Here is a 23,428-nt window from a genome sequence, read left to right on the forward strand (position 1 = left end):
GCGCGTCCGGGTCGATACTTCGCGATCTCCGCCTCGTATCGACCGCACCTGTGTGCTCACCATCGATCACGCCATTCTGTGACGGCGAGGTGACCGGCTGTTGCTTGCTGGCTGTCATCGACGCCGGGCGCAACGGCGACGGTCCTTACCTTCGTTGGCAACACGAGTGGACCACCTCCGTTCACCCGTTACTATCGCGCCGCCGAGCTGATCGATCAGATCACCAGGATCGCAACGCCAGCGTCATGCCGGATCAACGGACGGATCTGCGCGCAGCTACGTAGAGGTGAGGTCGGGTGTACCGTCCGAAGTGGTGGCCCGCCTGTGAACCTCGGTGGGCGAGTCGCTGCCGCCGTCCTTGTCGCTGAGGAGTGTCGCGATGCCGCCCGTCACGGATGGTCGATTTGGTGCTGAGCTGCGCCGGCTCCGCATGTCGGCAGGGCTTTCGTTGCGGCAGCTCGCCCCGCGCGTCTTGTCCAGTCGCGGGCACCTGCATGACCTGGAGATGGGCCGCCGTCAGCCGTCCACGGAACTGGCTGCGCGGCTCGATGACGTGCTTGAGTCCGGCGGGTTCCTGTCCGGCATGCTGCACCCGGCTCCCGCGCCGCGTGATCCTGAGCGGCTGACCTACGTCGCCCAGCATCCCCGCCGCGTCGACCCCGCGACTCTGGACGCCTTGGCGGAGATGCTTGCCGCCTATCGGCGGCTCGAAGACACTCTCGGCTCCACGCCGTTGCTTCCGGCGATTCGCACCCAGTTGGATCTGGTGGCGACGTTGGTTGCCGAGACTTCGGGTGCGCTTCGGTCGCAGGTGGTCGACCTTGCCGCGCAGTGGGCCCAGTTCGGCGGTTGGCTGTACGCCGCGAGCGACCGACGTCGCCTCGCGGGCCGGTGGTACGGCACGGCGCTGGAGTGGGGCACGGAGGCCGGCAACGCGGACATGATCGCCACAGCGCTCAGCATGCGCGGGCATCTTGCCTGGTCAGAGCGCCGGTCCGGGCCGCTGATCGGCCTTTCCGCAGCGGCGTTGCGGCAGCCGGCCAGCCCTGGGGTGCGGGCTATCGCCGCCCAGCAGGAGGCCCGTGGCCACGCCTTGGTCGGTGAGGCGGATGCCGTCGCCAGCCTGCTTGATCAGGCGGTGGAGTTGAACGAGGCGGCCGGTCAGGCACCCGATCGGGAGCCGCCGTGGATCTACTTCCACTCGGCGGACTACCTGGCCATGCAGCGTGGGCTTGCCTACCGGCTCCTCGGGCGGGACGCGCAGGCCATCGAGTATCTGCGGCTCGGGCTGGCCGGGCTGCCGGCGGAGTCGGCCGGTGCCGCGTGGACGGGGCCCTACCTGCTGCGCCTCGCGGCGGCGCTCGCGGACACCGGAGAGGTCGCCGAGGCGCTGAGCATCTATGAGCGGGTGCAGAAACTAGGGCACGCGACCCGAACGGTGAGCCTGATTGACCAGGCTGAGGCCGCTGTCCGCACGCTGTCCGCACGTAGATCGCAGACGCGCTAGTCCTCGACCGTAGCCGCTCGATCACTGAATGCTGATCTCGGGCGTGGTTCGTAGGACAAGTGCCGCTCCGGCCAGCAGCCGCGCCCTCTGTTCGGTGCGGCGGTGGTCGATCCTTCCCAGAGCACCACCGCCGCGCTCCTACCCAAGGAGAAGCAGATGCGTGGTGAGAAGCGGGAGTCGGCGCAGAGCCGGGGTGAGCAGATTCAGGCGGCCGAGCACGAGGCCGCCAAGCAACGCCTGCTCGCGCAGGCCGAGGCCGAACGGATACCGGCCGAGGAGACCACCAAGGCCGTGCCGGACCGGCGGTGGCGTCGTGGACAGTCTTGAGTCGCTGCCCGTGGGCCGGCGGGTCGCGTACTGGCGGGGGCGGCGGAGGTTGTCGCAGCAGGTGTTCGCCGATCGGCTGGGCAAGTCGAAGAGCTGGGTGGACAAGGTCGAGCGGGGTGTCCGCTCCCTGGACAGGGTGTCGACCCTGCACGAGATCGCCGCCGTGCTGCGGATCGACGCTGCTGTCCTGCTGGGCCGCGACGCCCGGCCCGCCGAGGTGACGGGGCGGATCGAGGGCGTGGAGCGGATCCGGGAGGCGCTGTCGACGTACGACATCGCGGTGGGACGCCCGGTGGTCGGCTGCCCGGGGGTGCCGGCGGACCGGGTGGCGCGGGATGTCGGGCATGCCTGGATCACCTTCCAGTACGCGCGGTATCCGCGGGTGGCCGAGATGCTGCCGGAGTTGCTGGCCGGCGCGCAGCGCGCCCATGCCGACGATCCGGGGCGGGGGCGGGCGACGGTGGTGGAGGCGTACCGGCTGACCGCGTCGCTGCTGGTGAAGCTGGGCGAGGCCGAGCTTGCCTGGCTGGCCGCCGACCGGGCGATGCTCACCGCGACCGGCGACCCGGTGCTGGTGGCTGCCGCCACGGTGCAGCTCGGTCAGGTCATGCGCGCCTGCGGTCGGGTGCGGGCGGCGTTGTCGACGGCGCTGGCCGCCGCGTACCGGATCGCCCCGCCGGACCCCGACGACGCGGCACCGGCGGAGCTGTCGCTGTGCGGGACGCTGCTGGTGCAGGGGGCCCTGGCCGCCGCCCGCCATGGCGACGACCGCACGGTCGCCGACCTGCTCGACGAGGCCGCCGCGATGGCCGCCCGCGTCGGCGACGGCCACGACCACCATCGCACCGCGTTCGGGCCGACCGCCGTGGACCTGGCCCGCGCCGCTACCGCCCTCGACCTCGGCAACGCTGACGACGCCGTCACCTGGCACGAGAAGACGGTCGCGCGGGACGGGTGGCGGTGGCTGCCCGCCGAGCACCGCGCGGCGCACCTGCTCGACGCCGCCCGCGCCTACCTGCACGCCGACGATCCGGCCAGCGCCGCCCGCACGCTGGTCGAGGCCGACCGCTTTGCGCCGGCGGAGGTGCGCCACCGCCCCGCCGCCCGCGACATCGTCGCCCAGGTCGCCCGCGACCCGCACGCCCCGGCCACGGTCGTCCAGCTCGCCGCCGCGCTCGGGGTGACCTGAGCGTGACCGCGCCGTTCCTGTCCCTGGCGCAGATCCGCAACCGGCTCGTCCTCACCGCCCGCTGGGTCCTGCGCGAGCACCGACCCGCCCCCGACGGACGTTGCCCGGTCTGCCGCACGGCGGGCTGCCCGGCGGCTGCCGCCGCCCGCGACGTCCTGCGCGCCGCCACACAGGTGCACCTGTGGCACCCCACGGAACCCGACCGGGCTGCCCCGCGCCGGGTCGATGACGGTGGATGACCCAACGGCAGGAGGCGCGGTGTCGGGCGGGTCGGGAGACGCCCACCGCGTGCGCGGGGGCGGCCACCCGACTCGGGTGGCCGCCCGTACTGCCTGAAGATCCCGTCAGACCAGGGAGTACGCCGTGGCGTAACACGGCGTGGCCGTCAGGGAGTAGATCCCAGCAGCGGGAAGGTACCCGTAGAAGATGGCCCCGCTGCTGCAGAGGACGTACACCGTGGCCGGCTGCACGACCGAGCAGGTGATGTAGGAGGTCGCGCCCTGGACTCCGTCGAGGGTGCAGAAACCGGGCAGGGGCGCGGCGGCGGTCATCCGAGACGCGCCCGCGACGGGCGTGACCTTGGCCGCCTTCTGGGTCGCCGCACCGAACTTCGCCGGGTCGTACGCCGCGCGGACGAACGATCCGGAACCGGCCGAGGCGCCGGTGGACGCCTGGGCGGTGCCGGCTGCCGCGGCCTGAGCCGGGCCGGCCGCGGCGATGAGGCCGGCGACCATCAGGGCCAGAGTCAGGAGTGCCGTGCGGATGCTGCGTCGTGGGGTCATGTTTCAGGGCCACCTCTCTGTTGTCGTCCCGACTCGGGTTTCGGGTCGGCTGGTCGGCCGTTGATGCGGTGGCGCGACCTGCATCGAGGATCGGCGGCATGTGTGGGCGCGTTTGTTGACTGATTGTCAACCATCTATGTAGCGTTACCCAGAGTGTCCGTCCTGACGCTGGTGGTTAACGGGTGTGGATTCGGCTTCTGGGTCACGTGCAGCTCAGCGCGGGTGGTGGTGCCCCGGTGGATGTCGGCCCGGCGCAGCGGTGCCTGGTGCTGGCGGCGTTGGCCGCGGACGCGGGCCGGCTGACGCCCCGGGAGGTGCTGGTCGACCGGGTGTGGGGAGAGTCGCCGCCGTCGGGGGCCTGGCGGACGGTGCAGACCCACATCACTCACATCCGTGCGCTGCTCACCCGGCTGGGCGTCCCGGACCAGACGGTGCGGGTCCGCCGCGGCGGCGGCTACGTGCTCGACGTCGACCCGGACATGGTGGACGTGCACCGGTTCCGTCGCCTGGTGGCGAACATGGCCGGGTACGGGCCGGCGGACGCCGACCGGACCGCGCAGTGGCGCGCGGTAATGGGCTTGTGGCGGGGTGAGCCGCTCGCGACCCTGGACGGGGAGTGGGTGGCCCGGACCCGCGACGCCTGGTACGGCGAGTACCGAGACGCGGTGCTGGGCTGGGCGTACGCCGAGATCCGGGGCGGGGACCCGACTGCGGCGGTCGGCCCGCTGACGGAGCTGGTCAGCCGCTATCCATTGGTCGAGGCGCTACCGGCGATGCTGATGCGGGCCCATTACGCGGCCGGTCGCCGTGCCGACGCCCTCGACTGCTACGCGTCGGCCCGAGCGCGGCTGGACGAGGAACTGGCCGAGCGGCCGGGCGCGGAGTTGCAGTCGGTCTACCAGGCCATCCTGCGCCGCGAGCCCGACCTGCCCCCGCCACCGGGCGCGCTTCCGGCGGGGGTGGCGGTGCCGGCGCAGCTTCCGGCCGACGTGCGCGGCTTCGCTGGCCGCCGTGCCCACCTCGCCCACCTGGATGCCGTCGCGGCCACGGTGGGCCCGGGCGCCGCCGAGGGCGGGGGCCCGGCGGCTGTGGTGATCTCGGCGATCGCCGGGACGGCCGGAGTGGGTAAGACGGCCCTTGCCGTGCACTGGGCACACCAGGCCGCCAGGCGGTTCCCCGACGGACAGCTGTACGTCAACCTGCGCGGCTTCGACCCGGGCGGGGCGGTAATGGATCCGGCCGATGCGGTGCGCGGTTTCCTGGACGCCCTCGCCGTGCCGCCCGAACGCATCCCGGTAGGCCGCGATGCCCAGGCCGCGCTCTACCGCACCCAACTGGCCGACAAGCGCATGCTCGTGGTGCTCGACAACGCCCGCGACGCCGCTCAGGTCCGCCCGCTGCTGCCCGGCGCGCCCGGCTGCCTCGTCCTGGTCACCAGCCGCGACCGGCTCACCAGTCTCGTGGCCAGCACCGGCGCCCACGCGCTCCCGCTCGACCTGCTCACGTCCGATGAGGCCCGCGATGTGCTCGTCCGTCGCCTCGGTGCCCACCGGGTCACTGACGAGCCGGAGGCGGCCGACTCGCTCGCCGCGCTCTGTGCGCGACTGCCCCTGGCGCTTGCCATCGTGGCCGCCCGCGCCGCCACCAACCCGCAGCTCTCCCTCGGCGACCTCGTCGCCGAGCTGGCCGAGGCCGGCACGCGCCTCGACGTGCTGGCCGACCCGGACCCGGCCACCGATCTGCGGGCCGTGTTCTCCTGGTCCTACGCCGCCCTCACGCCGGCGGCGGCGCGACTGTTTCGGCAGCTCGGGCTGCATCCTGGCGCGGACGTCACCGCAGAAGCGGCGGCCAGCCTCGCCGGCCTTGCCCCACCACTGGTCCGGCCGTTGCTGGCCGAGCTGACCGGTGCCAGCCTCATCGCCGAACACGTCCGGGGCCGGTACACGCTGCACGACCTGCTGCGCGCCTACGCTGCCGAACTCTTCCACGCCCGGGACCGCCCCGAGCAGCGCCACGCCGCCACCCATCGGATCCTCGACCACTACCTGCACACCGCCCACACCGCCGGTCGGCTGCTCAGTCCCACCCGCGAGTGGGTCACGCCGCCGCCACCCCAACCCGGCGTGACCCCAGAGGTCCTTGCCGACCCCGGTCAGGCGATGGCCTGGCTCACGGCCGAGCACGCGGTGCTGCTGGCCGCCATCCGGCACGCCGCCATGACCGGTTTCGACGCCCACGTCTGGCAACTGGCCGGGGCACTCGCGATCTACCTCGACCGGCAGGGCCACTGGCACGACCTTGCCGCCACCCAGGAGGCCGCCCTGGCCGCCGCCCAACGCGCGAAGGACCGACCCGCACAGGCCCAGGCCCACCAGTTCATCGGCACAGCCCGCCGGAATCTGGGCGACCTCGGCGAGGCCCAGACCCAACTCATGCGCAGCCTGAACCTCCACGAACAGCTGGGCGATCACGCCGGCCAGGCGTCCGACCACATCATTCTCGGCCTCATGTTCGCGCAGCAGGGCCGGCACCGACAGGCTCTCGACCACGCCCGGCAGGCCCTCGACCTGTACCGGGCCATCGGCCACCGGTCCGGACAGGCCAACGCCCTCAACGAGATCGGCTGGCAACACGCGCTGCTCGGCAACCAGCGGCAGGCGCTCAGGTACTGCCACCAGGCGCTCGGCCAACAACAGCAACTCGGCAACCGTGCCGGTGAAGCTGCCGCCTGGGACAGCATCGGCTACGCCCACCACCAGCTCGGCCACCACCACCAGGCCATCACCTGCTACCGGCACGCTCTTGAGCTGAACCGCGACGTCGGCGCCCGCTACTCCCTCACCGAGGTCCTCGTCCACCTCGGTGACGCCCACCTGGCGGCGGGCGACCCCGAGGCTGCTCGAATCGCCTGGCAGCAGGCCCTGGCCATCCTCGACGACCTCCAGCACCCCGACGCCGAAGAGGTCCATGCCAAGCTGGAAGCGCTCGACCGGCGCCATCCCTGACCGCCCACCACGGGCGGGCGGCCACGCTGCCCGGCTAGAGGTGGCTCGTTGCGCGGCCCAACTGGGCGAAGGCCAGGTCCGCGTCGGCGAACGCCTCGGGGTGTACGTCGCGTGCGCTCCGCCCCTCGGCGATCCTCTGCCAGTTGGTGCGGGCCAGCACCCGTTGCACGGCGATCACCTGGGCGGCCAGCAGCCGGCCCCGGACACCGGAGTCGAGGGCGGCGGCCAGGGCGTCCTCGTCGTCGCGCAGGTACTGCAACAGCCGGCCCGCCAGGCTCGGGGTGCCGAACACCAGGCGGTGGAACGCCACCACCTCGGGGTGGTCGTTGAGGCCGGTGACGGGCTCGAAGCGGTCGAGGCCGGCGCGGAAGTGCTGGTGCAGGGCCGCGATCGGCGCGGTGCCGGGGCGGCGGTCGCGGACGACGCGTGCGGCCTCGCCGTTGTGGTCGGCGAAGCGGTGCAGGACGAGGTCTTCCTTGGTGGGGAAGTAGCGGAACAGGGTGGGTTTCGACACCTCGGCCGCCGCGGCGATGTCGGAGACCGACACCTGGTCGAACCCGCGCGCCAGGAACAACGAGATCGCCGCGTCGGCGATCGCGTCCCGGGTCCGTGCCTTCTTGCGGGCCCGCAGCCCGACCGGCTCGCTCACGTCGCCAGCGTAACCTTTGTTACCGGGTTGCTTTTGCAACTCGGTAACTGTTGGATGGGCGGTATGGAACAGGCTGGCAGCGTGACACCCGCAGGAGGGCCGCCGGTGCTCGTCACCGGGGCGACCGGGCGCATCGGCCGCGCCGTGACCGGCCTGCTGATCGAGGCGGGCGTGCCCGTCCGCGCCCTCGTGCGCCGCGCCGGGTCGGCGGCGGCGCTGCCCGCCGCCGTCGAGGTCGTCACCGGCGATCTCACCGTGCCCGGGTCGCTCGATGCCGCGCTGCCCGGCGTCGGCGCGGTCTTCCTGGTCTGGACCGCCCCGCCGCAGACCGCGCCGGCCGTCGTCGACCGGCTGGCCGCCCACGCGCGGCGGGTCGTCTACCTGTCCGCGCCGCACCGGACCCCGCACCCGTTCTTCCAGCAGCCGAACCCGATGGCGGCCCTGCATGCCGAGAACGAGCGGCTCATCGCGGCCACCGGCCTCGACGCGACGATCGTCCGGCCGGGCATGTTCGCGTCGAACGCCCTGTCCTGGTGGGCCGCCGCGATCCGGGGCGACGGCGTGGTCCGCTGGCCGTACGGCGCGGCCGAGACCGCCCCCGTCGACGACGGCGACGTGGCCGAGGTCGTCGCGCGGATCCTGCGCGAGGGCGGGCACGTCGGCGGCGACTACGTCCTGACCGGCCCCGAGTCGCTCACCCAGGCCGAGCAGGTGCGCACCGTCGGCGACGCGCTGGGCCGCCGGCTCACGTTCGAGGAGATGACGCCCGACGAGTTCCGGCGCGCCGCCCCGGAGGCCGCGCGCCCGGCCGTGGACATGCTCCTGGCCGCGTGGTACGCCGCGACGGGTCGCCCGGCGTACGTCACCTCCACGGTGGCCGACCTCCTCGGCAGGCCGGCGCGCACCTTCCGCCAGTGGGCCACCGACCACGCCCCCGAGTTCACCGGCGACTGACGAGGACCGCCTTCGGCGGAAGGCGAAACGGGGCCCGCGGCCCGCCCGTCACCCGTTGTCCGTCGTCAGGTGGCGGGCGTCGGCTCGGCGCGGCGTGGGGTGAAGAAGCGGACGAGGTCGTCGGCTGCCGTGGGCGACAGCATCATCGCCTGGACCCGGGCGGACATCTCGGCGATCGGCCGGATCCTGGCGAACATCGCCTCCTCGTACGCCCGGATCGCCGCGTCGGGGTCGGTGGGGTCGGCGGCGAGCGCGGCGGCGAGGTCGGCCGCGTCCAGCATGGCCTGGTTGGCGCCCTCGCCGACCGGTGGCATGAGGTGGGCGGCGTCACCGACGAGGGTGATGCCCGGCCGGTGGGGCCAGCGGGTGTCGGCGGGCATCGTCTCGATGCGGCGTGGCAGCGGTGGGCTGTCGCTCGCCTCGATGAGCGCGGTGAGCCGGGGGCTCCAGCCGTCGAACAGCTCCAGCAGCGTGCGCCTGCTGCGGTAGTGGGCCAGGGGGCGGTCGTCCGCGCGCAGGGAGATGCCGACCCGGATGCTGCCGTCGCCGAGGCGTTGTGCCGACAGGACCCGGTTCGCGCCGATGCACCAGAAGTTGCCGGGGCCGACCAGCTCGGCGATGCCGGGGTGGCGGCGTTCGGCGTCGCTGATGCCCAGCTCCACGACGGTGGCCACGTGGGACAGTCGCGCGTCGGTCAGCAGCGGCCGGACGACCGAGCGTGCGCCGTCCGCGCCGACGAGGACGTCGCAGCCGGCGCGGCGGTCGTCGGCGAAGGTCAGCTCGAACCCTCCGGCGGTTCGTGGCGTCGCCGCGACGAGCCGGTGCCGCCAGGCCACCGCGTCGCCGGGGAGCGAGTCGAGCAGCAGGTCACGCAGCACGCTGCGGTCGATCTCGGGGCGTCCGGAGAACGAGCCGGGCGACGGCCGGTGGTGGACGAGGGTGCGCCCGGCCGGGTCGAGGATGCGGTGTTCCTCGCCCTCCGGCCGCGCCGCCGACCGGAAGCGTGCGGCGAGGCCCGCGTCGGCAAGCGCCCGTTGCCCGGACTCCGGGTGCAGGTCGAGCGATCCGCCCTGCGGGCGTGCGGATCGGCTGGCGTCGCGTTCGTAGACCACCGCGTCGATGCCGTGCCGGTGCAGGATCCGGGCCAACGTCAGGCCGCCCATGCCGCCACCCACGATCGCCACTCGCATCGCCAGCCCCCTTACCGTACGCTGTATCTTATGGATACATCGTACGGTAGCGTGCCGTTGCCCGTGTGGGAACGGCCCGAGCCTCAGCCCCGGGCGGCCTCGGTGGCACTGAGCCGGGCGAAGATCGCCGCCGCGGCGATCCGGATCGCCGACGCGGACGGCCTGGACGGGCTGTCGGTGCGCAAGATCGCCAAGGAGCTCGGCGTCGGCCCGATGCGCCTCTACGACTACGTGATCAACAGATCCGAGCTGCTCGACCTGATGGTCGACACCGTGTATGCCCAGATCGCCGAGTTCGGCCACCACCCCGGGTGGCGCGACACGGTGCTGGCGGTCGCCCGCCGGACCCGCGCCGCCGCCCTGGAGCACGAGTGGTTCGTCGACCTGCTCGGCGCGCGACCGCACCTGGGCCCGCACGCGCTCGCCGTGGGCGAGGCGAACGCGGCGGCGCTCAGTCAGGCCCCCGGCGTGCGCGGCGTCGACGACCTCCAACGGGCCCTGGGCGTCCTCAACGCGTTCCTCGTCGGGGCGCTCCGCCGGGAGATCACCGAGCGCCGCACCGCCCGGTCGACCGGCACCGACGTGTCCGCCTGGCAGGCGGCCCACGGGCCCTACCTGACCCGGATGCTGGCCACCGGCCGTTACCCCACCGTCGCCCGGCTCGTCGTCGACGGCGCGCACCTCGACGCCGAGGAGACCTTCCACCGCAACCTGGCCGCCATCCTGGACGGCATCACCGCCCCGGGTAGCTGACGCCGGTCAGCTCCTCGGCCGCCGCCCAGAGCCGCTTCCCGGCCGCCGGGTCGGCGGCCTCGCGGCCGAACCGGGCCTCGGCGACCGGCCCCCACGTCTCCCACAGCCGGGACGGCCCGAAGAACTGGCCGCCCCGCACGCCGGGCGCCGTCGCCGCGTACAACTGCGGCAGCGCGCCCTGCTGCACCGACTGGGTGGTCAGCAGGCCGAGCCGCGCGATCGCCCGCCCCGCCCGGCCCCGGTGCTCCCAGGCGCGCGGGGTCAGGTTGGTGCGGGTGAGCCCGGGGTGGGCCAGCGCGCTGACGACCGGCGACCCGGCGGCGCGCAGCCGGCGGTCCAGCTCGACGCCGAAGATCGTGGTGGCGAGCTTGGACCGGCCGTAGGCGGTGGACCCCCGGTAGCCGCGCTCGTACATCAGGTCGGCGAAGTCGAGGCGCGCGGTGCGGTGGGTGAGCGAGCTGAGGCTGACCACCCGGGCCTGCCGGGCCGCCGCCAGGCTGTCCAGCAGCAGCCCGGTCAGCGCGAAGTGCCCCAGCAGGTTGGTGGCCAGGTGCAGCTCGAAGCCGTCGGCGGAGGTGCGGCGGGGGCCGAGCAGCACCGCCCCGGCGTTGTTGACCAGCAGGTCGATGCGCGGGTGGTCGGCGGCCAGCTTCGCCGCGAAGGCGCGTACGGAGGCGAGGGAGGCCAGGTCCAGCTCGCGTACCTCGGTCTCGCCGCCGATGCGGCGGGCGGCCTCCCGGCCGGCGGCGGTGTCGCGGACGGCGAGCACGACGTGCGCGCCGTGGCGGGCCAGCTCGGTGGCGGTGACCAGGCCGAGGCCCGAGTTCGCACCGGTCACGACGGCGACCCGGCCGTGCTGGTCGGGGATGTGGTCGGCGGTCCATGCGGTCATCTGCGGCTCCTCGAAGCGTCGGTGCGGCAGACGCTAGGCGGGGCGCGGGCCGGCTCCGGCGTCCCCGGTTGCCTAGGTTCGCCGGACCTACCGTCGGCGGTCCGGGCCGCGCCACACTGGCGACATGAGCCATCCGTACGCCCGCGAGCTGGGCGACTTCCTGCGCGCCCGGCGCGGCCGGCTGCGCCCGCGCGACGTCGGCCTGGAGCCGGGCGGCCGGCGCAAGGTGACCGGGCTGCGCCGCGAGGAGGTGGCCCTGCTGGCGGGGCTGAGCACCGACTACTACCAGCGGATGGAGCAGGGCCGGGAGGTGCGCCCGTCCGACGACGTGCTGGCCGCGATCGCCGGTGCGCTCGGCCTCGACGAGCGGGAACGCCGGCACCTGTTCACCCTGGCCCGCGCCGCCCGCCGGCCGGTGCCCGCCCGTGCCGACCACGGCCCGGAGCGGGTGCCGGAGGGCACCCGGCGGCTGCTGCGGGTGCTGGACACCCCGGCGGTCGTGCTCGGCCGGCACCTCGACCTGCTCGCCTGGAACCCGCTGGCCCAGGCGCTGCTCGGCGACCCGGACGGCTACCCGCCCGAGCGGCTCAACATGCTGCTGCTGATGTTCGACGACGCGCTGACCGGCCAACGGAGCTGCCCCGACTGGGAGGGCCAGGCCCTCGACTACATCGGCATGCTGCGGGTCGCCGTCGCCGCCGACCCCACCCACCCGCGCGCCACCGCGATCGTCGGCGAGCTGAGCATCCGCAGCGCCGAGTTCCGCCGGCTGTGGGCCCGGCACGACGTGCGCGAATCGGTCAGCGGCACCAAGACGTTCCGCGTGCCGGAGGTCGGCGACATCGTCCTGGACTGGGACACGTACCCGCTGCCGGGCAACCCCGGCCCGGTCATGCTGGTCTTCACCGCCGAGCCGGGCAGCGCCGACGCGGACCGGCTGCGGCTGCTGGCGTCGCTGCACGCGACCCGGCGGCACGCCGGCGGAGGCCGCTGACCGGGCGTTCCACCTCAGCCCCGGCGTCTCGGCACGCGCCCGGCCCGTCGGCCGCCGGCTTCCGCGACGATCAGCAGACCCGGGAGGGCGCCGAGCAGCCAGATCGCGGCGAGCGGCCAGCGCAGAAGCGCGCCCACCGCCCCCCGGATCTGCGGGACCTCGCCGACGGCGTATGACGCCTCCGGGTCCAGGGTGCGGCAGGACAGCGAATAGTTGCCGGGCAGGGGAGCGTCGAAGGAGGCGATCCACGCGAGGGACGCCGCGTCGCTTCCGTAGTCGCCGGGCGCGATGGTGAGCGACCTCGCCGGCACGACCGCCCCGTCGGCGCCGGTGACCCGGCAGTCCGGGTCTCTCGGTGCGAAACCCACCGCGTAGATCGCGTACGGGCCGGCCGCCGGCAGCGTCAGCTTCCCCGGCTCACCGGCCGACGGCGCGTACGGCCCCACCGCCCCGTACTCGACCGGGCTGTGCCGCACGGTGCTGCCCTCGGCGCCGAGTTGCACCGTCGTCTGCGCGAGCAGGGCACCCGCCACGGCGGCGATCCCGCCGGCGACGAGGCCGCGTCGCGTCGACCGTTGGCCGCCCTGCACGGGACGTCGGGCGAGCAGGCGGCCGACCGCCGCGCCGCAGATCGCCAGGGCGATGCTGCCGAGCAGGACGCTCCGCCACCGGGCGGCGCCGGTCAGTGGGATGCCCCACCCGTAGAGCGCCATCGTGGCGGCCACGAACGCCGAGCTGACCAGCGTGGCCGCGACGACGGCCGCCGCAGCGGCCGGGATGGTGCGAGGCTGCTCGGTGCGCCGGGTCCATTTCGACGCCACCACGGCCGCGAGCACGGGGGCCGCCCCCACGGTCCACCACAGTGCCGTGGAGACCTCCATGTGCTCCTCCCACCGGTGGGTCCCCTCGAAGAGGACCAGCGGGGCCGGCACGGTCGCCAGTGCCCACACCGCCAGCACCACCGGACCGGGACACGCCCGCCCCACCGCCCGCCAGGCCGCCGCGATCACCCATCGATCATCCGGCACCGAACCGGGTTCCCGAAGCCCGGGCCGGGCCCGGCGCGGCACCACGACTTTCGTCAGGGGTCTGTCACGACGATCGCCGGGCGCTTCGCCGGGCGTCCGTTCCTAGGGTTCGACCCATGCGAAGATTCGTTCTGGCCCTTGCCCTGTCCCTGGTCGTCGCCGCGCCCGGACCCGCGTGGGGCACGGAACCGGCTGCCGCCCCCACGCCCGCCGCCATCGACCGATACCTCCGAGAGGCGTTCGACTCGACCGGACTGCCGGGAATGTCGGCGGTGGTGACCCACGGCGACCGGATCGTCCACGCGACGGGGCTCGGCCGCGATGCGTCCGGCCGGCCCGTCACGGCCGACACCCCGATGCGGGTGGCGTCGGTGAGCAAGTCGTTCACCGCGACCGCGGTCATGACCCTCGTGGACGAGGGGCGGGTGGCGCTGGACCAACCGGTCGCCAGCTACCTGCCGGAGTTCCGCATGGCCGACCCGCGTGCCGCCAGGATCACCGTGCGGCAACTGCTGAACCAGACCTCGGGTCTGTCGGACCGCACGGTCGACATCGGCGCGACGCAGCGCGCGACGACCCTCGCCGGCTACCTGGCCGCGCTGCGGCACGGCAGGCTGGCCGGTGAGCCGGGAGCCCGCTGGGAGTACTGCAACGTCAACTACGACGTCGCCGCCCGGCTGGTCGAGGTGGTCGACGGACGCGACTTCGCCGAGGCCATGCGGGCGCGGGTCTTCGGGCGGCTCGGCATGGGCGTCAGCGCCGTCGGGGACCGGGCGGCGCAGCCGTCGGAGGGGTTCGTCTCCGTCTACGGCACGTGGAGGGCCCGAGCCGAGCTCCCGGGGTTCCGCGGTGGCGCGGGCGGGATCGTCACCACGGCGTCCGACATGGGGCGCTGGTTGATCAGCCAGACCGGCCACGGCCCGCAGGTGGTGACGGACGGCAGTCTGGCCGTGCTCCACGAGCCGTCGCCGGGCAGCGGCTATGCCATGGGCTGGGGCGCGGAGGAGGTGGAGGGCCGCACCCTGCTGGTGCACTCGGGCAACCTGTTCACGTACACGGCGGTGCAGGCGGTGGACCCGGCCACCGGCTTCGGCTTCGCGGTCATGACCAACAGCGCCTCGCTGTACGACGACACGTACGACGTCCTGCTCGGGCTGGTCGCCCTTGCCGACGGCCGCCGGCCGGCCGTGCCGGGTGGGGGACGGCAGACGACGGAGACGGCCCTCGCGGTCACCGCCCTGGTCGCCTTCGGGCTCGGGGTCCTGGGTGTGCTCCGCTCGGGTCGTTGGGCGCGCCTTCGCGCCGGGCGGGCGTGGTGGCGGACCGGGCTCCGGCTGGTCTGGGCGCTGGTGCCGGTGGCGGTGCTGGCAAGCTACCCGCAGTGGGCCTCGGCCCTGATGAACGGCCGCGCCGTGACGTGGGCGCAGCTGACCTACTTTCCCGCACCGCTGACGATCACGCTCGCGGTCGCGGCGGCGGCCGGGCTGGCGACCGCCGCGGCGCGGCTGGTCCGGCTGCGGTCGGTAGGTTGACCAGGTGGGGAACGCCGTTTCGCTGATCGTCGTCGCCGGGGCCGCGGCGCTCAACGGGCTGTACATGGACCAGCTTCCGGCGTGGCGGCAGGCGCTCTTCGCGGTGCTGTCGGTGGCCGCCTACCTGCACGGACGGCATCTGCCGGTGCGGCGCGGCTGGCTGCTGCTGGCCGCCGTCGCGCTGTCGGCCGCCGGGTACGCGGTCGTCGACCCGTCGGCGGGCGTCGGCGCGCTGCTGACGCTCGGGGTCTTCGTGACGCTGCCGTGGCTGGCCGGCCGGTTCCGTCGGCAGCAGAACGAGCTCGTCCGAGCGGGGGCGGAACGGGTGGCGCGCCTCGAACGGGAGCGGCAGGTCGTCGCCGACCGTGCCCGGTTGCTGGAGCGCGCCCGGATCGCCGCCGACATGCACGACGCGCTCGGTCACGAACTGGCCCTGATCGCGTTGCGCGCCGGCGCGCTCGAACTCGCGCCGGACGCCACCGAGAGCCAGCGGGAGGCCGCCGCGAAGCTCCGCGCGTCGGCGGTGGCCGCGACCGACCGGCTCCGCTACACCGTGAACCGGTTGCGCACCGCGCCGGACCCGCTGACCGACCAGTCCCTCGACGCGCTCGTCGAGCGTGCCCGGGACGCCGGAATGACCGTCCACCTGCACCCGGTGGCCGGCGTCACGAGCGGTTCGACGCCCACCGACCGGGCGGTGCACCGGGTGGTGCAGGAGGCACTGACCAACGCGGCCCGCCACGCGCCCGGCGCGGAGGTGGACATCCGCGTGGACCTGGCCGGCGACCCCGTCACCGTGACCGTGCGCAACCCGGTGCGGCAGCCGTCCCGGCGGAACGGGCCCGGCACCGGGATCGTCGCGCTGCGGGAGCACGTGGAGATGATCGGTGGCACGCTGCGCGCGCAGGCCGACGAGAGCACCTTCACGGTGACGGCCCACCTGCCCGGCGCCCCGGCGGACGGGGCCGAGCGGCGATGATCAGAGTGGTGATCGCGGACGACGAGCCGACGATCCGGGTCGGGGTGGCGACCATCCTGACGACCGATCCGGCCATCGAGGTGGTTGCCGAGGCCGCCGACGGGGGCCAGGCGGTCGAACTCGTCCGCAGGCACCGGCCCGACATCGCGCTCCTGGACATCCGGATGCCCCGCCTCGACGGCCTGTCCGCCGCCGCCCAGCTTGCCGCGATGACCCCGGACGTCAAGGTGATCATGCTGACGACGTTCGACGAGGAGGAGTACGTGGCCCGGGCGCTCGCCGTCGGCGCGAGCGGCTTCCTGCTCAAGGCCGCCGATCCGCGTGAGCTGATTCTCGGCGTGCGGTCGGTGGCCGACGGGGCGGCGTTCCTGTCCCCGAGGATCGCCCAGCGGGTGATCACCCAGTTGGGCGACGGCCTGGTTCGGGCGAGGACGGCCCGGACCCGGCTGGAGCCGCTGACCACCCGCGAGCGGGAGGTGTTGTCGTTGGTCGGCCGCGGCATGTCCAACCAGCGGATCGCCCGGTCGTTGTCGCTGGCCGAAGGGACCGTGAAGGCCCATGTCAGCGCGATCCTGCTGCGGCTGGGCCTGAGCAACCGCGTCCAGGCGGCGATCCTGGCCTACGAGGCCGGACTCGTCGACGACGGAACGTGACCGGCGGCTGGAGCCGTGCGGATTAATTGACCGACATGAATCACGGACGTAATGTGAGCGATAACATCGCGAGCTCGCCCGACACGTCGGCCGGGGCTGCGGTCCATGCCCGTACCCGGAGATCGTCCCGGGGCGGGCCTGGACGGGCACGCCCTCCACCGGGTCCGGGCCTTGCCTGATCGAAGGAGGAACCAGTGGAGCTGCCAGCAGACGCGCCCTCGCCGCCGGAAGTCAGGGGCCGCGCGCCGTCCGCGCCCCGGCTGCGCATCGTCACGTGGCTGACGGCCGGGCTCGCGCTGGTCCTCGGCCTGACGATGGCGATGACCGCGCCGCACGCGTCGGCCGCCGACAACCCGTACCAGCGGGGCCCGGACCCCACCCTGGCCAGCGTCGCCGCCAGCCGGGGCCCGTTCGCCACGACGCAGGCGACGGTGCCGCCGGGCAACGGCTTCAACGGCGGGTACGTCTACTACCCGACCGACACCAGCCTGGGCACCTGGGGCGCGGTGGCGATCGTCCCCGGCTACTCCGCGCTGTTCGCCAACGAGGAAGCCTGGATGGGGCCCTGGCTGGCGTCCTTCGGGTTCGTGGTGCTCGGCATCGAGACCAACAGCCGCACCGACGGGGCCGACGCCCGCGCCACCCAACTGCTCGCGGCGCTGGACTATCTCACCCAGTCCAGCCCGGTGCGCAACCGGGTCGACCCCAACCGGCTGAGCGTCATGGGCCACTCCGCGGGCGGGGCCGGGACGCTCATGGCGGCGCTGCGCCGACCGTCGCTGAAGACCGCCGTCGGCCTCGCGCCCGGCGCGCCCGGCAACAGCCTGAACATGTCCACCACCAAGGTGCCCACGATGCTCATCTCCGGGCAGAACGACGGCACGGTCACGCCGTCGTACGTGCAGGGCATCTACAACACGCTGCCCGCCTCGGTGGAGCACGCATGGGCGGAGCTGGCCGGCAACGACCACCTCTCCTTCACCCGGCCCAACCCCACCGAGATGCGGATCCTGATCCCCTGGCTCAAGATCTTCCTGGACAACGACACGCGGTACACCCAGTTCCTCTGCCCGCTGGCGGACAGCACCGGCGTCTCGCGCTACAACTCCACCTGCCCGCTGGTGCCGCCGGGCCTGCCGACGTCGCCGCCCACCACCCCGCCCACCACCACGCCGCCGCCCACGGGCCCGCCGACGAGCACCCCGCCGCCGACGACCACCCCGCCGCCCTCGGGCGCCGCCTGCACGGCGACCTACCGCACCGTCGGCTCGTGGTCCGGCGGCTTCCAGGGCGAGGTCACCGTGACCGCCGGCAGCGCCGCCATCAACGGGTGGACCGTCCGCCTGGACCTCGGCGGCGGCCAGAGCATCAGCCAGGTCTGGAACGGCACCCTGAGCACCAGCGGATCGACCGCGACCGTACGCAACGTCTCCTACAACGGCTCGCTCGCCGCCGCCGGCTCGACGACCTTCGGCTTCCTGGGCTCCGGCACCCCGCCCGCCCCGACGCCGACCTGCACCAGCCCGTGACCGACGACAAATCTTGAATCAGGGAGAGGAATCCATGCGAACGAGGGCAAGGTGGCTCGCGGCGCTCGCCGCGTTCGGGGTGGCGGTCGCCGGGGTGCTGGCGGCGCCGGCCGGTCCGGCCAACGCGGAGTCCAACGGCGGGGTGCGCGTGATGCCGCTGGGCGACTCCATCACCGAGGGCACCCAGGTACCGGGCGGCTACCGCATCGGCCTCTGGCAGCGCCTCGCCGCAGGGCGCTACACGGTCGACTTCGTCGGCTCGCAGTTCAACGGGCCGGCCAGCCTGGGCGACCACGACCACCAGGGGCACCCCGGCTGGCGTATCGACCAGATCGACGCGAACGTCGTCGGCTGGCTCAACACCCAACGGCCGAAGAGCGTTCTGCTGCACATCGGCACCAACGACATCCTCCAGAACTACAACGTGAGCACCGCGCCCAACCGGCTCTCCAGCCTGATCGACAAGATCACCAACACGGTGCCCACCGCCGAGGTGTTCGTCGCGCAGATCATCACGCTGTCCAACAGCAACCAGGCGGCAGCCGCGCGTACCTTCAACGCGGCGATCCCCGGCATCGTGCAGAGCAAGGTGAACGCCGGCAAGCGGGTGCGCCTGGTCGACATGCAGAGCGCCCTCACCACCGCCGACCTGATCGACGGCATCCACCCGACCGCCGGCGGCTACGACAAGATGGCCGCCCGCTGGTACTCCGCGTTGCAGTCGGTGCCCGGCAGCATCGGCGACCCGGGCAGCGGCACCGGCCAGGGCAACGCGCTCGTGGGCGCCCTGTCCGGGCGGTGCGTCGACGTCCCCGGCTCGACCACCACGAACGGCACCCAGGTGCAGTTGTGGGACTGCCACGGCGGCGCCAACCAGCAGTGGACCTACACCTCCGGCAAGGCGCTGACGGTCTACGGCAACAAGTGCCTCGACGCCGCCGGCTACGGCACCTCCCCGGGCACCCAGGTCACCATCTACGACTGTCACGGCGGGACGAACCAGCAGTGGAACGTCAACGCCAACGGCACCATCACCGGCGTGCAGTCGGGCCTCTGCCTGGACCCGTACAACCTGGGCACCGCCAACGGCACGAAGCTCGTGCTGTGGACGTGCACCGGCCAGACCAACCAGCAGTGGAGCCGCCGATAGCGTGACGGGCGGGCGGCCTTCGGGGGAGGGCCGCCCGCCGGTGCGGTACGGACGGGATCGTGCTCGATCGCGGAAAGAGTGGCCTCCTGGCCGGAACCACGCCACTCGTTCCCTGATCGGGCACGATCTTGTTCGTGGTGGGGGCGTCCGCGACTCGCCGGTGGCGAAATGTGTGGGTTGGGTCGGCGGAAAACTTGATTGATTCCAGAAGAGTGGGCTAGGTTCTGGGGGTGACGTCCGACTTCGAGACCCAGCTTCGGGCGGTCTCGTTGCGCGTGACCCGGCCCAGGCTGGCGGTGCTCGCCGCGCTGCGCGACCACCCGCACGTCGACACCGACACGGTGATCGCCCTGGTCCGGGCCGACCAGCCCACGGTCTCCCACCAGGCGGTCTACGACGTGCTCCGGGCGCTCACCGACGCCGGCCTGGTGCGGCGCATCCAGCCCGCCGGCGCGACCGCCCGGTACGAGTGCCGGGTGGGGGACAACCACCACCACGTCGTGTGCCGCTCCTGCGGCGCGATCGCCGACGTCGACTGCGCCGTCGGCCATGCACCCTGCCTCACCGCCTCCGACGACCACGGTTTCGCCGTCGACGAGGCCGAGGTCGTCTACTGGGGCACCTGCCCCGGCTGCGCGACCGCACGCACCGCCCAGCCAACCCAACGCACCTCCCAGTGATCAGCCAGTCCGGAAGGAAACCGATGAGCGACACCCAGGACAACGCGCCCGTCAGCGCGCAGGGCGTGGACAAGAAGGAGGCGGCCGGCTGCCCGGTCGCGCACGACTCCGTGACCGCGCAGGGCAGCGAGAGCGAGAACCCGGCGATCGACTCGCCGACGCCGAAGACGGGCGGTCGTCCCCGCACCAACCGCGACTGGTGGCCCAACCAGCTCGACCTGTCCGTCCTGCACGCCCAGTCGCCCAAGGGCAACCCGCTGGGGGCCGACTTCAGCTACGCCCGCGAGTTCGCCAAGCTCGACGTCGAGGCCCTCAAGCGGGACATCGTCGACGTCCTCACCACCTCGCAGGACTGGTGGCCGGCCGACTTCGGCCACTACGGCGGCCTGATGATCCGGATGAGCTGGCACGCGGCGGGCACCTACCGCATCGAGGACGGCCGCGGCGGCGCCGGCGACGGCGGCCAGCGGTTCGCCCCGCTCAACAGCTGGCCGGACAACGCCAACCTCGACAAGGCCCGCCGGCTGCTCTGGCCGGTCAAGCAGAAGTACGGCCAGAAGATCTCGTGGGCCGACCTGCTCGTGCTCGCCGGCAACGTGGCCCTGGAGTCGATGGGCTTCAAGACCTTCGGCTTCGGCTTCGGCCGGGAGGACGTCTGGGAGCCCGAGGAGATCTTCTGGGGCCCGGAGGACACCTGGCTCGGCGACGAGCGCTACGCCTCCGAGAAGGAGATGGTGGCCGGCGTCGGCGCGACCGAGATGGGCCTCATCTACGTCAACCCGGAGGGCCCGCGCGGCAACGCCGACCCGGCCGCGGCGGCGCACTTCATCCGCGAGACGTTCCGCCGGATGGCGATGGACGACGAGGAGACCGTCGCCCTCATCGCCGGCGGCCACACCTTCGGCAAGACGCACGGCGCGGGCGTCGCCGACGACCACGTGGGCCCCGAGCCCGAGGGCGCCCCGCTGGAGGCGCAGGGCCTGGGCTGGCTGAGCACCTACGGCAGCGGCAAGGGCGGCGACACGATCACCAGCGGCCTCGAGGTGACGTGGACCGACCGGCCGACGCAGTGGAGCAACCGCTTCTTCGAGATCCTCTTCGGCTACGAGTGGGAGCTGACCACCAGCCCCGGCGGGGCGAAGCAGTGGGTCGCGAAGGACGCCGAGGCGATCATCCCGGACGCCCACGACCCGGCGAAGAAGCACAAGCCGACGATGCTGACGACCGACCTGTCGCTGCGCGTCGACCCGGCGTACGAGAAGATCTCCCGCCGCTTCCTGGAGCACCCCGACGAGTTCGCGCTGGCGTTCGCGAAGGCGTGGTACAAGCTGCTCCACCGCGACATGGGCCCGGTCAGCCGCTTCCTCGGCCCGTGGGTGCCCGAGGCGCAGCTCTGGCAGGACCCGGTGCCGGCCGTCGACCACGACCTCGTGGGCGACGCCGACGTGGCCGCCCTCAAGGCCAAGGTCCTGGCCTCCGGCCTCACCACCGCCCAGCTCGTCTCCACCGCCTGGGCGTCGGCCGCGAGCTTCCGCTCCACCGACAAGCGCGGCGGCGCGAACGGCGCGCGGATCCGCCTCGAACCGCAGCGCAACTGGGAGGTCAACCAGCCCGAGCAGCTCGCGGCGGTCCTGGCGACCCTGGAGGGCATCCAGCAGGAGTTCAACTCCGCCGGTGGCGCGAAGATCTCGCTGGCCGACCTGATCGTGCTGGCCGGCTCGGCCGCCGTCGAGAAGGCGGCGCGCGACGCGGGCGTCGAGGTGACCGTGCCGTTCCGGCCGGGCCGCACCGACGCCTCGCAGGAGCAGACCGACGTCGAGTCGTTCCGGGTCATGGAGCCGCGCGCCGACGGGTTCCGCAACTACCTGCGCCCGGGCGAGAAGACCCAGCCGGAGGTGCTGCTCGTCGACCGCGCCTACATGCTCGACCTGACCGCGCCGGAGATGACCGTCCTCGTCGGCGGCCTGCGCGCCCTCGGCAACAACGTCGGCGGCACCGCGCACGGCGTGCTCACCGACCGGCCGGGCGTGCTCACCAACGACTTCTTCACCAACCTGCTCTCCCCGGGCACCCGGTGGAAGGCGTCGGAGTCCGAGGAGCACGTCTACGAGATCCGCGACCTGGCCACCGACCAGGTGAAGTGGACCGCCACGGCGGTCGACCTCATCTTCGGCTCCAACTCCCAGCTGCGGGCCCTCGCGGAGGTCTACGCCAGCGACGACGCGCGCGAGAAGTTCGTCGCCGACTTCGTCGCGGCCTGGACCAAGGTCATGGAGCTCGACCGGTTCGACCTGGCCTGATCGGCCGCTTCAACCGACGGGCCCCGGCCGATCGTCAGCGATCGACCGGGGCCCGCCCTTCGCCCGGAGCCGATCAGGACGGCCACCGTCGCCGCCCGTCGGCGCGTGCCCGACCCGGTAGCCGACCAGGCAGGCTAGGCTGTTAGCTAACCGAGGAGGTGGCGTCATGTCGGCCGAGGCAGCGCACTACAACATGCACGATGCCAAGACGCACCTGTCGCGCATCATCGAACGGGTGGAACGCGGCGAGGAGATCATCATCGACCGGGCGGGCACTCCGGTGGCGAAGGTCGTGCCGCTGGTGCGGCGGGCCAACCGCACTGGGGTCGGTTCTCTCGCCGGTCAGTTGGATCTCTCCGGCGACTGGGACTCACCCCAGACCAACGCCGAGATCGCCGCCGACTTCGGCATCGGCGCATGATGCTGCTGCCCTGACCTGGCCGAGCGGGTGAGGGACATTGGGTTTCGGGAGCTTCCGGTGACCCACGCCCATGCCATCGCCGCCAGCCGCCATGATCCCTTCGACCGCATGCTGGTGGCACAGGCGATCACCGTAGAGCGCCATCGACACATCGCGGGAGGCCAGGGTCAGCCTTTCGTGGAAGTACTGAAGGTGTGAAGGGCGGCTTCCGCTACCGCCCGGCATCCTCGTCTCGCAGCACCTGGACAGCGGCCACGACGTCCGGAACGGTGCGATCGGGCGGGGCGAGTTCCGCCGGCCAGTCCTTCCCCCGGCTGACCCACGCGGTGGAAAGCCCTGCCGCGCGGCCACCCTCGACATCGAGCACCGGGTTGTCACCGATCGCCCAGCCCCCGGCCCGCAGATCGAGACCGCACCCATGGGCCGCCGCCTCGAAGATCTCGCGCCCGACGGTCCAGCCATCGCCACGCAGTAGCGTCAGTGCCTCCAGCACTTCGTCGGGGCAACTCACCAGTTCCGGCATCCGGCGTCGGTACTGCCCCCACGCGGTGTCCACCGAGGCCAGACCGAAACGGGCCGTCACCTCGCCGAAGAACCAGTCCCGGGGCACGGAACCGTCCTGATCACTGGCGATCAGCCAGGCCAACGCGTCGCCCGGCAGTCCGTGGTCGGCGCAGAACTCGACCGCCCAGAGCCGGAACGCTTCCGAACGGTCCACGAGCGTGTTGTCGAGATCGAAGAGCGCCAACCGCTGCATGGTCAGCAACCATACCGAGGGCGGGGCAGTCGAGGGACCGTTCCGCCTCCGCTACACCAAGCATGCTCCAGCGCTTGATCGACAGATCAGCCACACGCCGGATCCGCCGACCCGCGACCTTGCTTCTTGTACAATTTCTTGTACGCCACGCCAGGGA

Annotated in this window: 22 protein-coding genes and 1 pseudogene; 17 read left to right on the forward strand and 6 right to left on the reverse strand. The window is 73.1% G+C overall.

What is annotated here, in order from left to right; all coding sequences use genetic code 11:
• Window positions 1-379 precede the first annotated feature (379 nt).
• The 4 genes from ACFYWL_RS07135 (at window position 380) to ACFYWL_RS07150 (ending at window position 3,262) form a co-directional block, all read left to right on the forward strand.
• A complete protein-coding gene (locus ACFYWL_RS07135; RefSeq protein WP_386968490.1) occupies window positions 380-1,507 on the forward strand; it encodes a helix-turn-helix domain-containing protein in 1,128 nt (375 codons plus the stop codon).
• 156 nt (window positions 1,508-1,663) lie between these two features.
• On the forward strand, window positions 1,664-1,834 hold the full coding sequence (locus tag ACFYWL_RS07140) for a hypothetical protein (protein WP_386968493.1): 171 nt from the start codon (window positions 1,664-1,666) through the stop codon (window positions 1,832-1,834).
• Window positions 1,821-3,023 carry a helix-turn-helix domain-containing protein gene (locus tag ACFYWL_RS07145; protein ID WP_386968495.1) on the forward strand — a complete coding sequence of 401 codons (1,203 nt, stop codon included), beginning with the start codon at window positions 1,821-1,823 and terminating at the stop codon, window positions 3,021-3,023. The genes ACFYWL_RS07140 and ACFYWL_RS07145 overlap by 14 nt, the downstream gene beginning before the upstream one ends.
• Before the next feature lie 2 nt (window positions 3,024-3,025).
• Window positions 3,026-3,262, forward strand: a complete 237-nt coding sequence (locus ACFYWL_RS07150; RefSeq protein ID WP_386968498.1) for a hypothetical protein — start codon at window positions 3,026-3,028, stop codon at window positions 3,260-3,262.
• 105 nt (window positions 3,263-3,367) lie between these two features.
• On the opposite strand, the gene ACFYWL_RS07155 is transcribed toward ACFYWL_RS07150, so the two are convergent.
• Entirely contained in the window at window positions 3,368-3,805 is a 438-nt protein-coding gene (locus ACFYWL_RS07155) for a hypothetical protein (protein WP_386968501.1), read from the reverse strand.
• Between the two features lie 236 nt (window positions 3,806-4,041).
• On the opposite strand from ACFYWL_RS07155, the gene ACFYWL_RS07160 reads away from it, so the two are divergent.
• Window positions 4,042-6,810, forward strand: coding sequence for a tetratricopeptide repeat protein (locus ACFYWL_RS07160; RefSeq protein WP_386968503.1), 2,769 nt, complete (start codon window positions 4,042-4,044; stop codon window positions 6,808-6,810).
• Between the two features lie 34 nt (window positions 6,811-6,844).
• Here the strand turns inward: ACFYWL_RS07160 and ACFYWL_RS07165 are convergent, their stop codons facing one another.
• Window positions 6,845-7,459 (reverse strand): TetR/AcrR family transcriptional regulator, encoded by a 615-nt coding sequence (locus tag ACFYWL_RS07165; protein WP_386968505.1) that lies wholly within the window; start codon window positions 7,457-7,459, stop codon window positions 6,845-6,847.
• An 81-nt stretch (window positions 7,460-7,540) separates the two neighbouring features.
• On the opposite strand from ACFYWL_RS07165, the gene ACFYWL_RS07170 reads away from it, so the two are divergent.
• Entirely contained in the window at window positions 7,541-8,413 is an 873-nt protein-coding gene (locus ACFYWL_RS07170) for an NAD(P)H-binding protein (protein ID WP_386968508.1), read from the forward strand.
• A gap of 65 nt (window positions 8,414-8,478) precedes the next feature.
• On the opposite strand, the gene ACFYWL_RS07175 is transcribed toward ACFYWL_RS07170, so the two are convergent.
• On the reverse strand, window positions 8,479-9,603 hold the full coding sequence (locus tag ACFYWL_RS07175; RefSeq protein ID WP_386968511.1) for an FAD-dependent oxidoreductase: 1,125 nt from the start codon (window positions 9,601-9,603) through the stop codon (window positions 8,479-8,481).
• 102 nt (window positions 9,604-9,705) lie between these two features.
• Here ACFYWL_RS07175 and ACFYWL_RS07180 point away from each other — a divergent pair, with 102 nt between their 5' ends.
• On the forward strand, window positions 9,706-10,356 hold the full coding sequence (locus tag ACFYWL_RS07180; protein WP_386968513.1) for a TetR/AcrR family transcriptional regulator C-terminal domain-containing protein: 651 nt from the start codon (window positions 9,706-9,708) through the stop codon (window positions 10,354-10,356).
• On the opposite strand, the gene ACFYWL_RS07185 is transcribed toward ACFYWL_RS07180, so the two are convergent.
• On the reverse strand, window positions 10,337-11,248 hold the full coding sequence (locus tag ACFYWL_RS07185) for an oxidoreductase (protein WP_386968516.1): 912 nt from the start codon (window positions 11,246-11,248) through the stop codon (window positions 10,337-10,339). The genes ACFYWL_RS07180 and ACFYWL_RS07185 overlap by 20 nt on opposite strands.
• Before the next feature lie 124 nt (window positions 11,249-11,372).
• On the opposite strand from ACFYWL_RS07185, the gene ACFYWL_RS07190 reads away from it, so the two are divergent.
• Window positions 11,373-12,242: a helix-turn-helix domain-containing protein gene (locus ACFYWL_RS07190; RefSeq protein WP_386968519.1), complete on the forward strand. Its 870-nt coding sequence runs from the start codon at window positions 11,373-11,375 to the stop codon at window positions 12,240-12,242.
• Between the two features lie 14 nt (window positions 12,243-12,256).
• On the opposite strand, the gene ACFYWL_RS07195 is transcribed toward ACFYWL_RS07190, so the two are convergent.
• Window positions 12,257-13,252, reverse strand: coding sequence for a hypothetical protein (locus ACFYWL_RS07195; RefSeq protein ID WP_386968522.1), 996 nt, complete (start codon window positions 13,250-13,252; stop codon window positions 12,257-12,259).
• A gap of 134 nt (window positions 13,253-13,386) precedes the next feature.
• Here ACFYWL_RS07195 and ACFYWL_RS07200 point away from each other — a divergent pair, with 134 nt between their 5' ends.
• The 9 genes and pseudogenes from ACFYWL_RS07200 to ACFYWL_RS07240 form a co-directional block, all read left to right on the forward strand.
• Window positions 13,387-14,802, forward strand: a complete 1,416-nt coding sequence (locus ACFYWL_RS07200; protein ID WP_386968525.1) for a serine hydrolase domain-containing protein — start codon at window positions 13,387-13,389, stop codon at window positions 14,800-14,802.
• 4 nt (window positions 14,803-14,806) lie between these two features.
• On the forward strand, window positions 14,807-15,781 hold the full coding sequence (locus ACFYWL_RS07205; RefSeq protein ID WP_386968528.1) for a sensor histidine kinase: 975 nt from the start codon (window positions 14,807-14,809) through the stop codon (window positions 15,779-15,781).
• Complete coding sequence (locus ACFYWL_RS07210) at window positions 15,778-16,434, forward strand: response regulator (RefSeq protein ID WP_386968530.1); 657 nt, start codon at window positions 15,778-15,780, stop codon at window positions 16,432-16,434. Before ACFYWL_RS07205 ends, ACFYWL_RS07210 begins: the two co-directional genes overlap by 4 nt.
• A 194-nt stretch (window positions 16,435-16,628) precedes the next feature.
• Window positions 16,629-17,963: a cellulose binding domain-containing protein gene (locus tag ACFYWL_RS07215; protein WP_386968533.1), complete on the forward strand. Its 1,335-nt coding sequence runs from the start codon at window positions 16,629-16,631 to the stop codon at window positions 17,961-17,963.
• A gap of 34 nt (window positions 17,964-17,997) precedes the next feature.
• Window positions 17,998-19,113, forward strand: coding sequence for a ricin-type beta-trefoil lectin domain protein (locus tag ACFYWL_RS07220; protein WP_386968536.1), 1,116 nt, complete (start codon window positions 17,998-18,000; stop codon window positions 19,111-19,113).
• A 230-nt stretch (window positions 19,114-19,343) separates the two neighbouring features.
• Window positions 19,344-19,793 carry a Fur family transcriptional regulator gene (locus tag ACFYWL_RS07225; RefSeq protein ID WP_386968539.1) on the forward strand — a complete coding sequence of 150 codons (450 nt, stop codon included), beginning with the start codon at window positions 19,344-19,346 and terminating at the stop codon, window positions 19,791-19,793.
• 23 nt (window positions 19,794-19,816) lie between these two features.
• Window positions 19,817-22,093 carry a catalase/peroxidase HPI gene (gene katG, locus ACFYWL_RS07230; RefSeq protein WP_386968541.1) on the forward strand — a complete coding sequence of 759 codons (2,277 nt, stop codon included), beginning with the start codon at window positions 19,817-19,819 and terminating at the stop codon, window positions 22,091-22,093.
• A gap of 166 nt (window positions 22,094-22,259) precedes the next feature.
• Window positions 22,260-22,514 carry a type II toxin-antitoxin system Phd/YefM family antitoxin gene (locus tag ACFYWL_RS07235; RefSeq protein ID WP_386968544.1) on the forward strand — a complete coding sequence of 85 codons (255 nt, stop codon included), beginning with the start codon at window positions 22,260-22,262 and terminating at the stop codon, window positions 22,512-22,514.
• A gap of 12 nt (window positions 22,515-22,526) precedes the next feature.
• Window positions 22,527-22,712: pseudogene (locus ACFYWL_RS07240) on the forward strand (hypothetical protein); the annotation flags it as partial.
• A gap of 13 nt (window positions 22,713-22,725) precedes the next feature.
• Here the strand turns inward: ACFYWL_RS07240 and ACFYWL_RS07245 are convergent.
• Window positions 22,726-23,271, reverse strand: coding sequence for an HAD family hydrolase (locus ACFYWL_RS07245; RefSeq protein ID WP_386968547.1), 546 nt, complete (start codon window positions 23,269-23,271; stop codon window positions 22,726-22,728).
• Between the last annotated feature and the right edge of the window lie 157 nt (window positions 23,272-23,428).

This window comes from Micromonospora sp. NPDC002575 (assembly GCF_042889525.1).
GTDB lineage: Bacteria > Actinomycetota > Actinomycetes > Mycobacteriales > Micromonosporaceae > Micromonospora > Micromonospora carbonacea.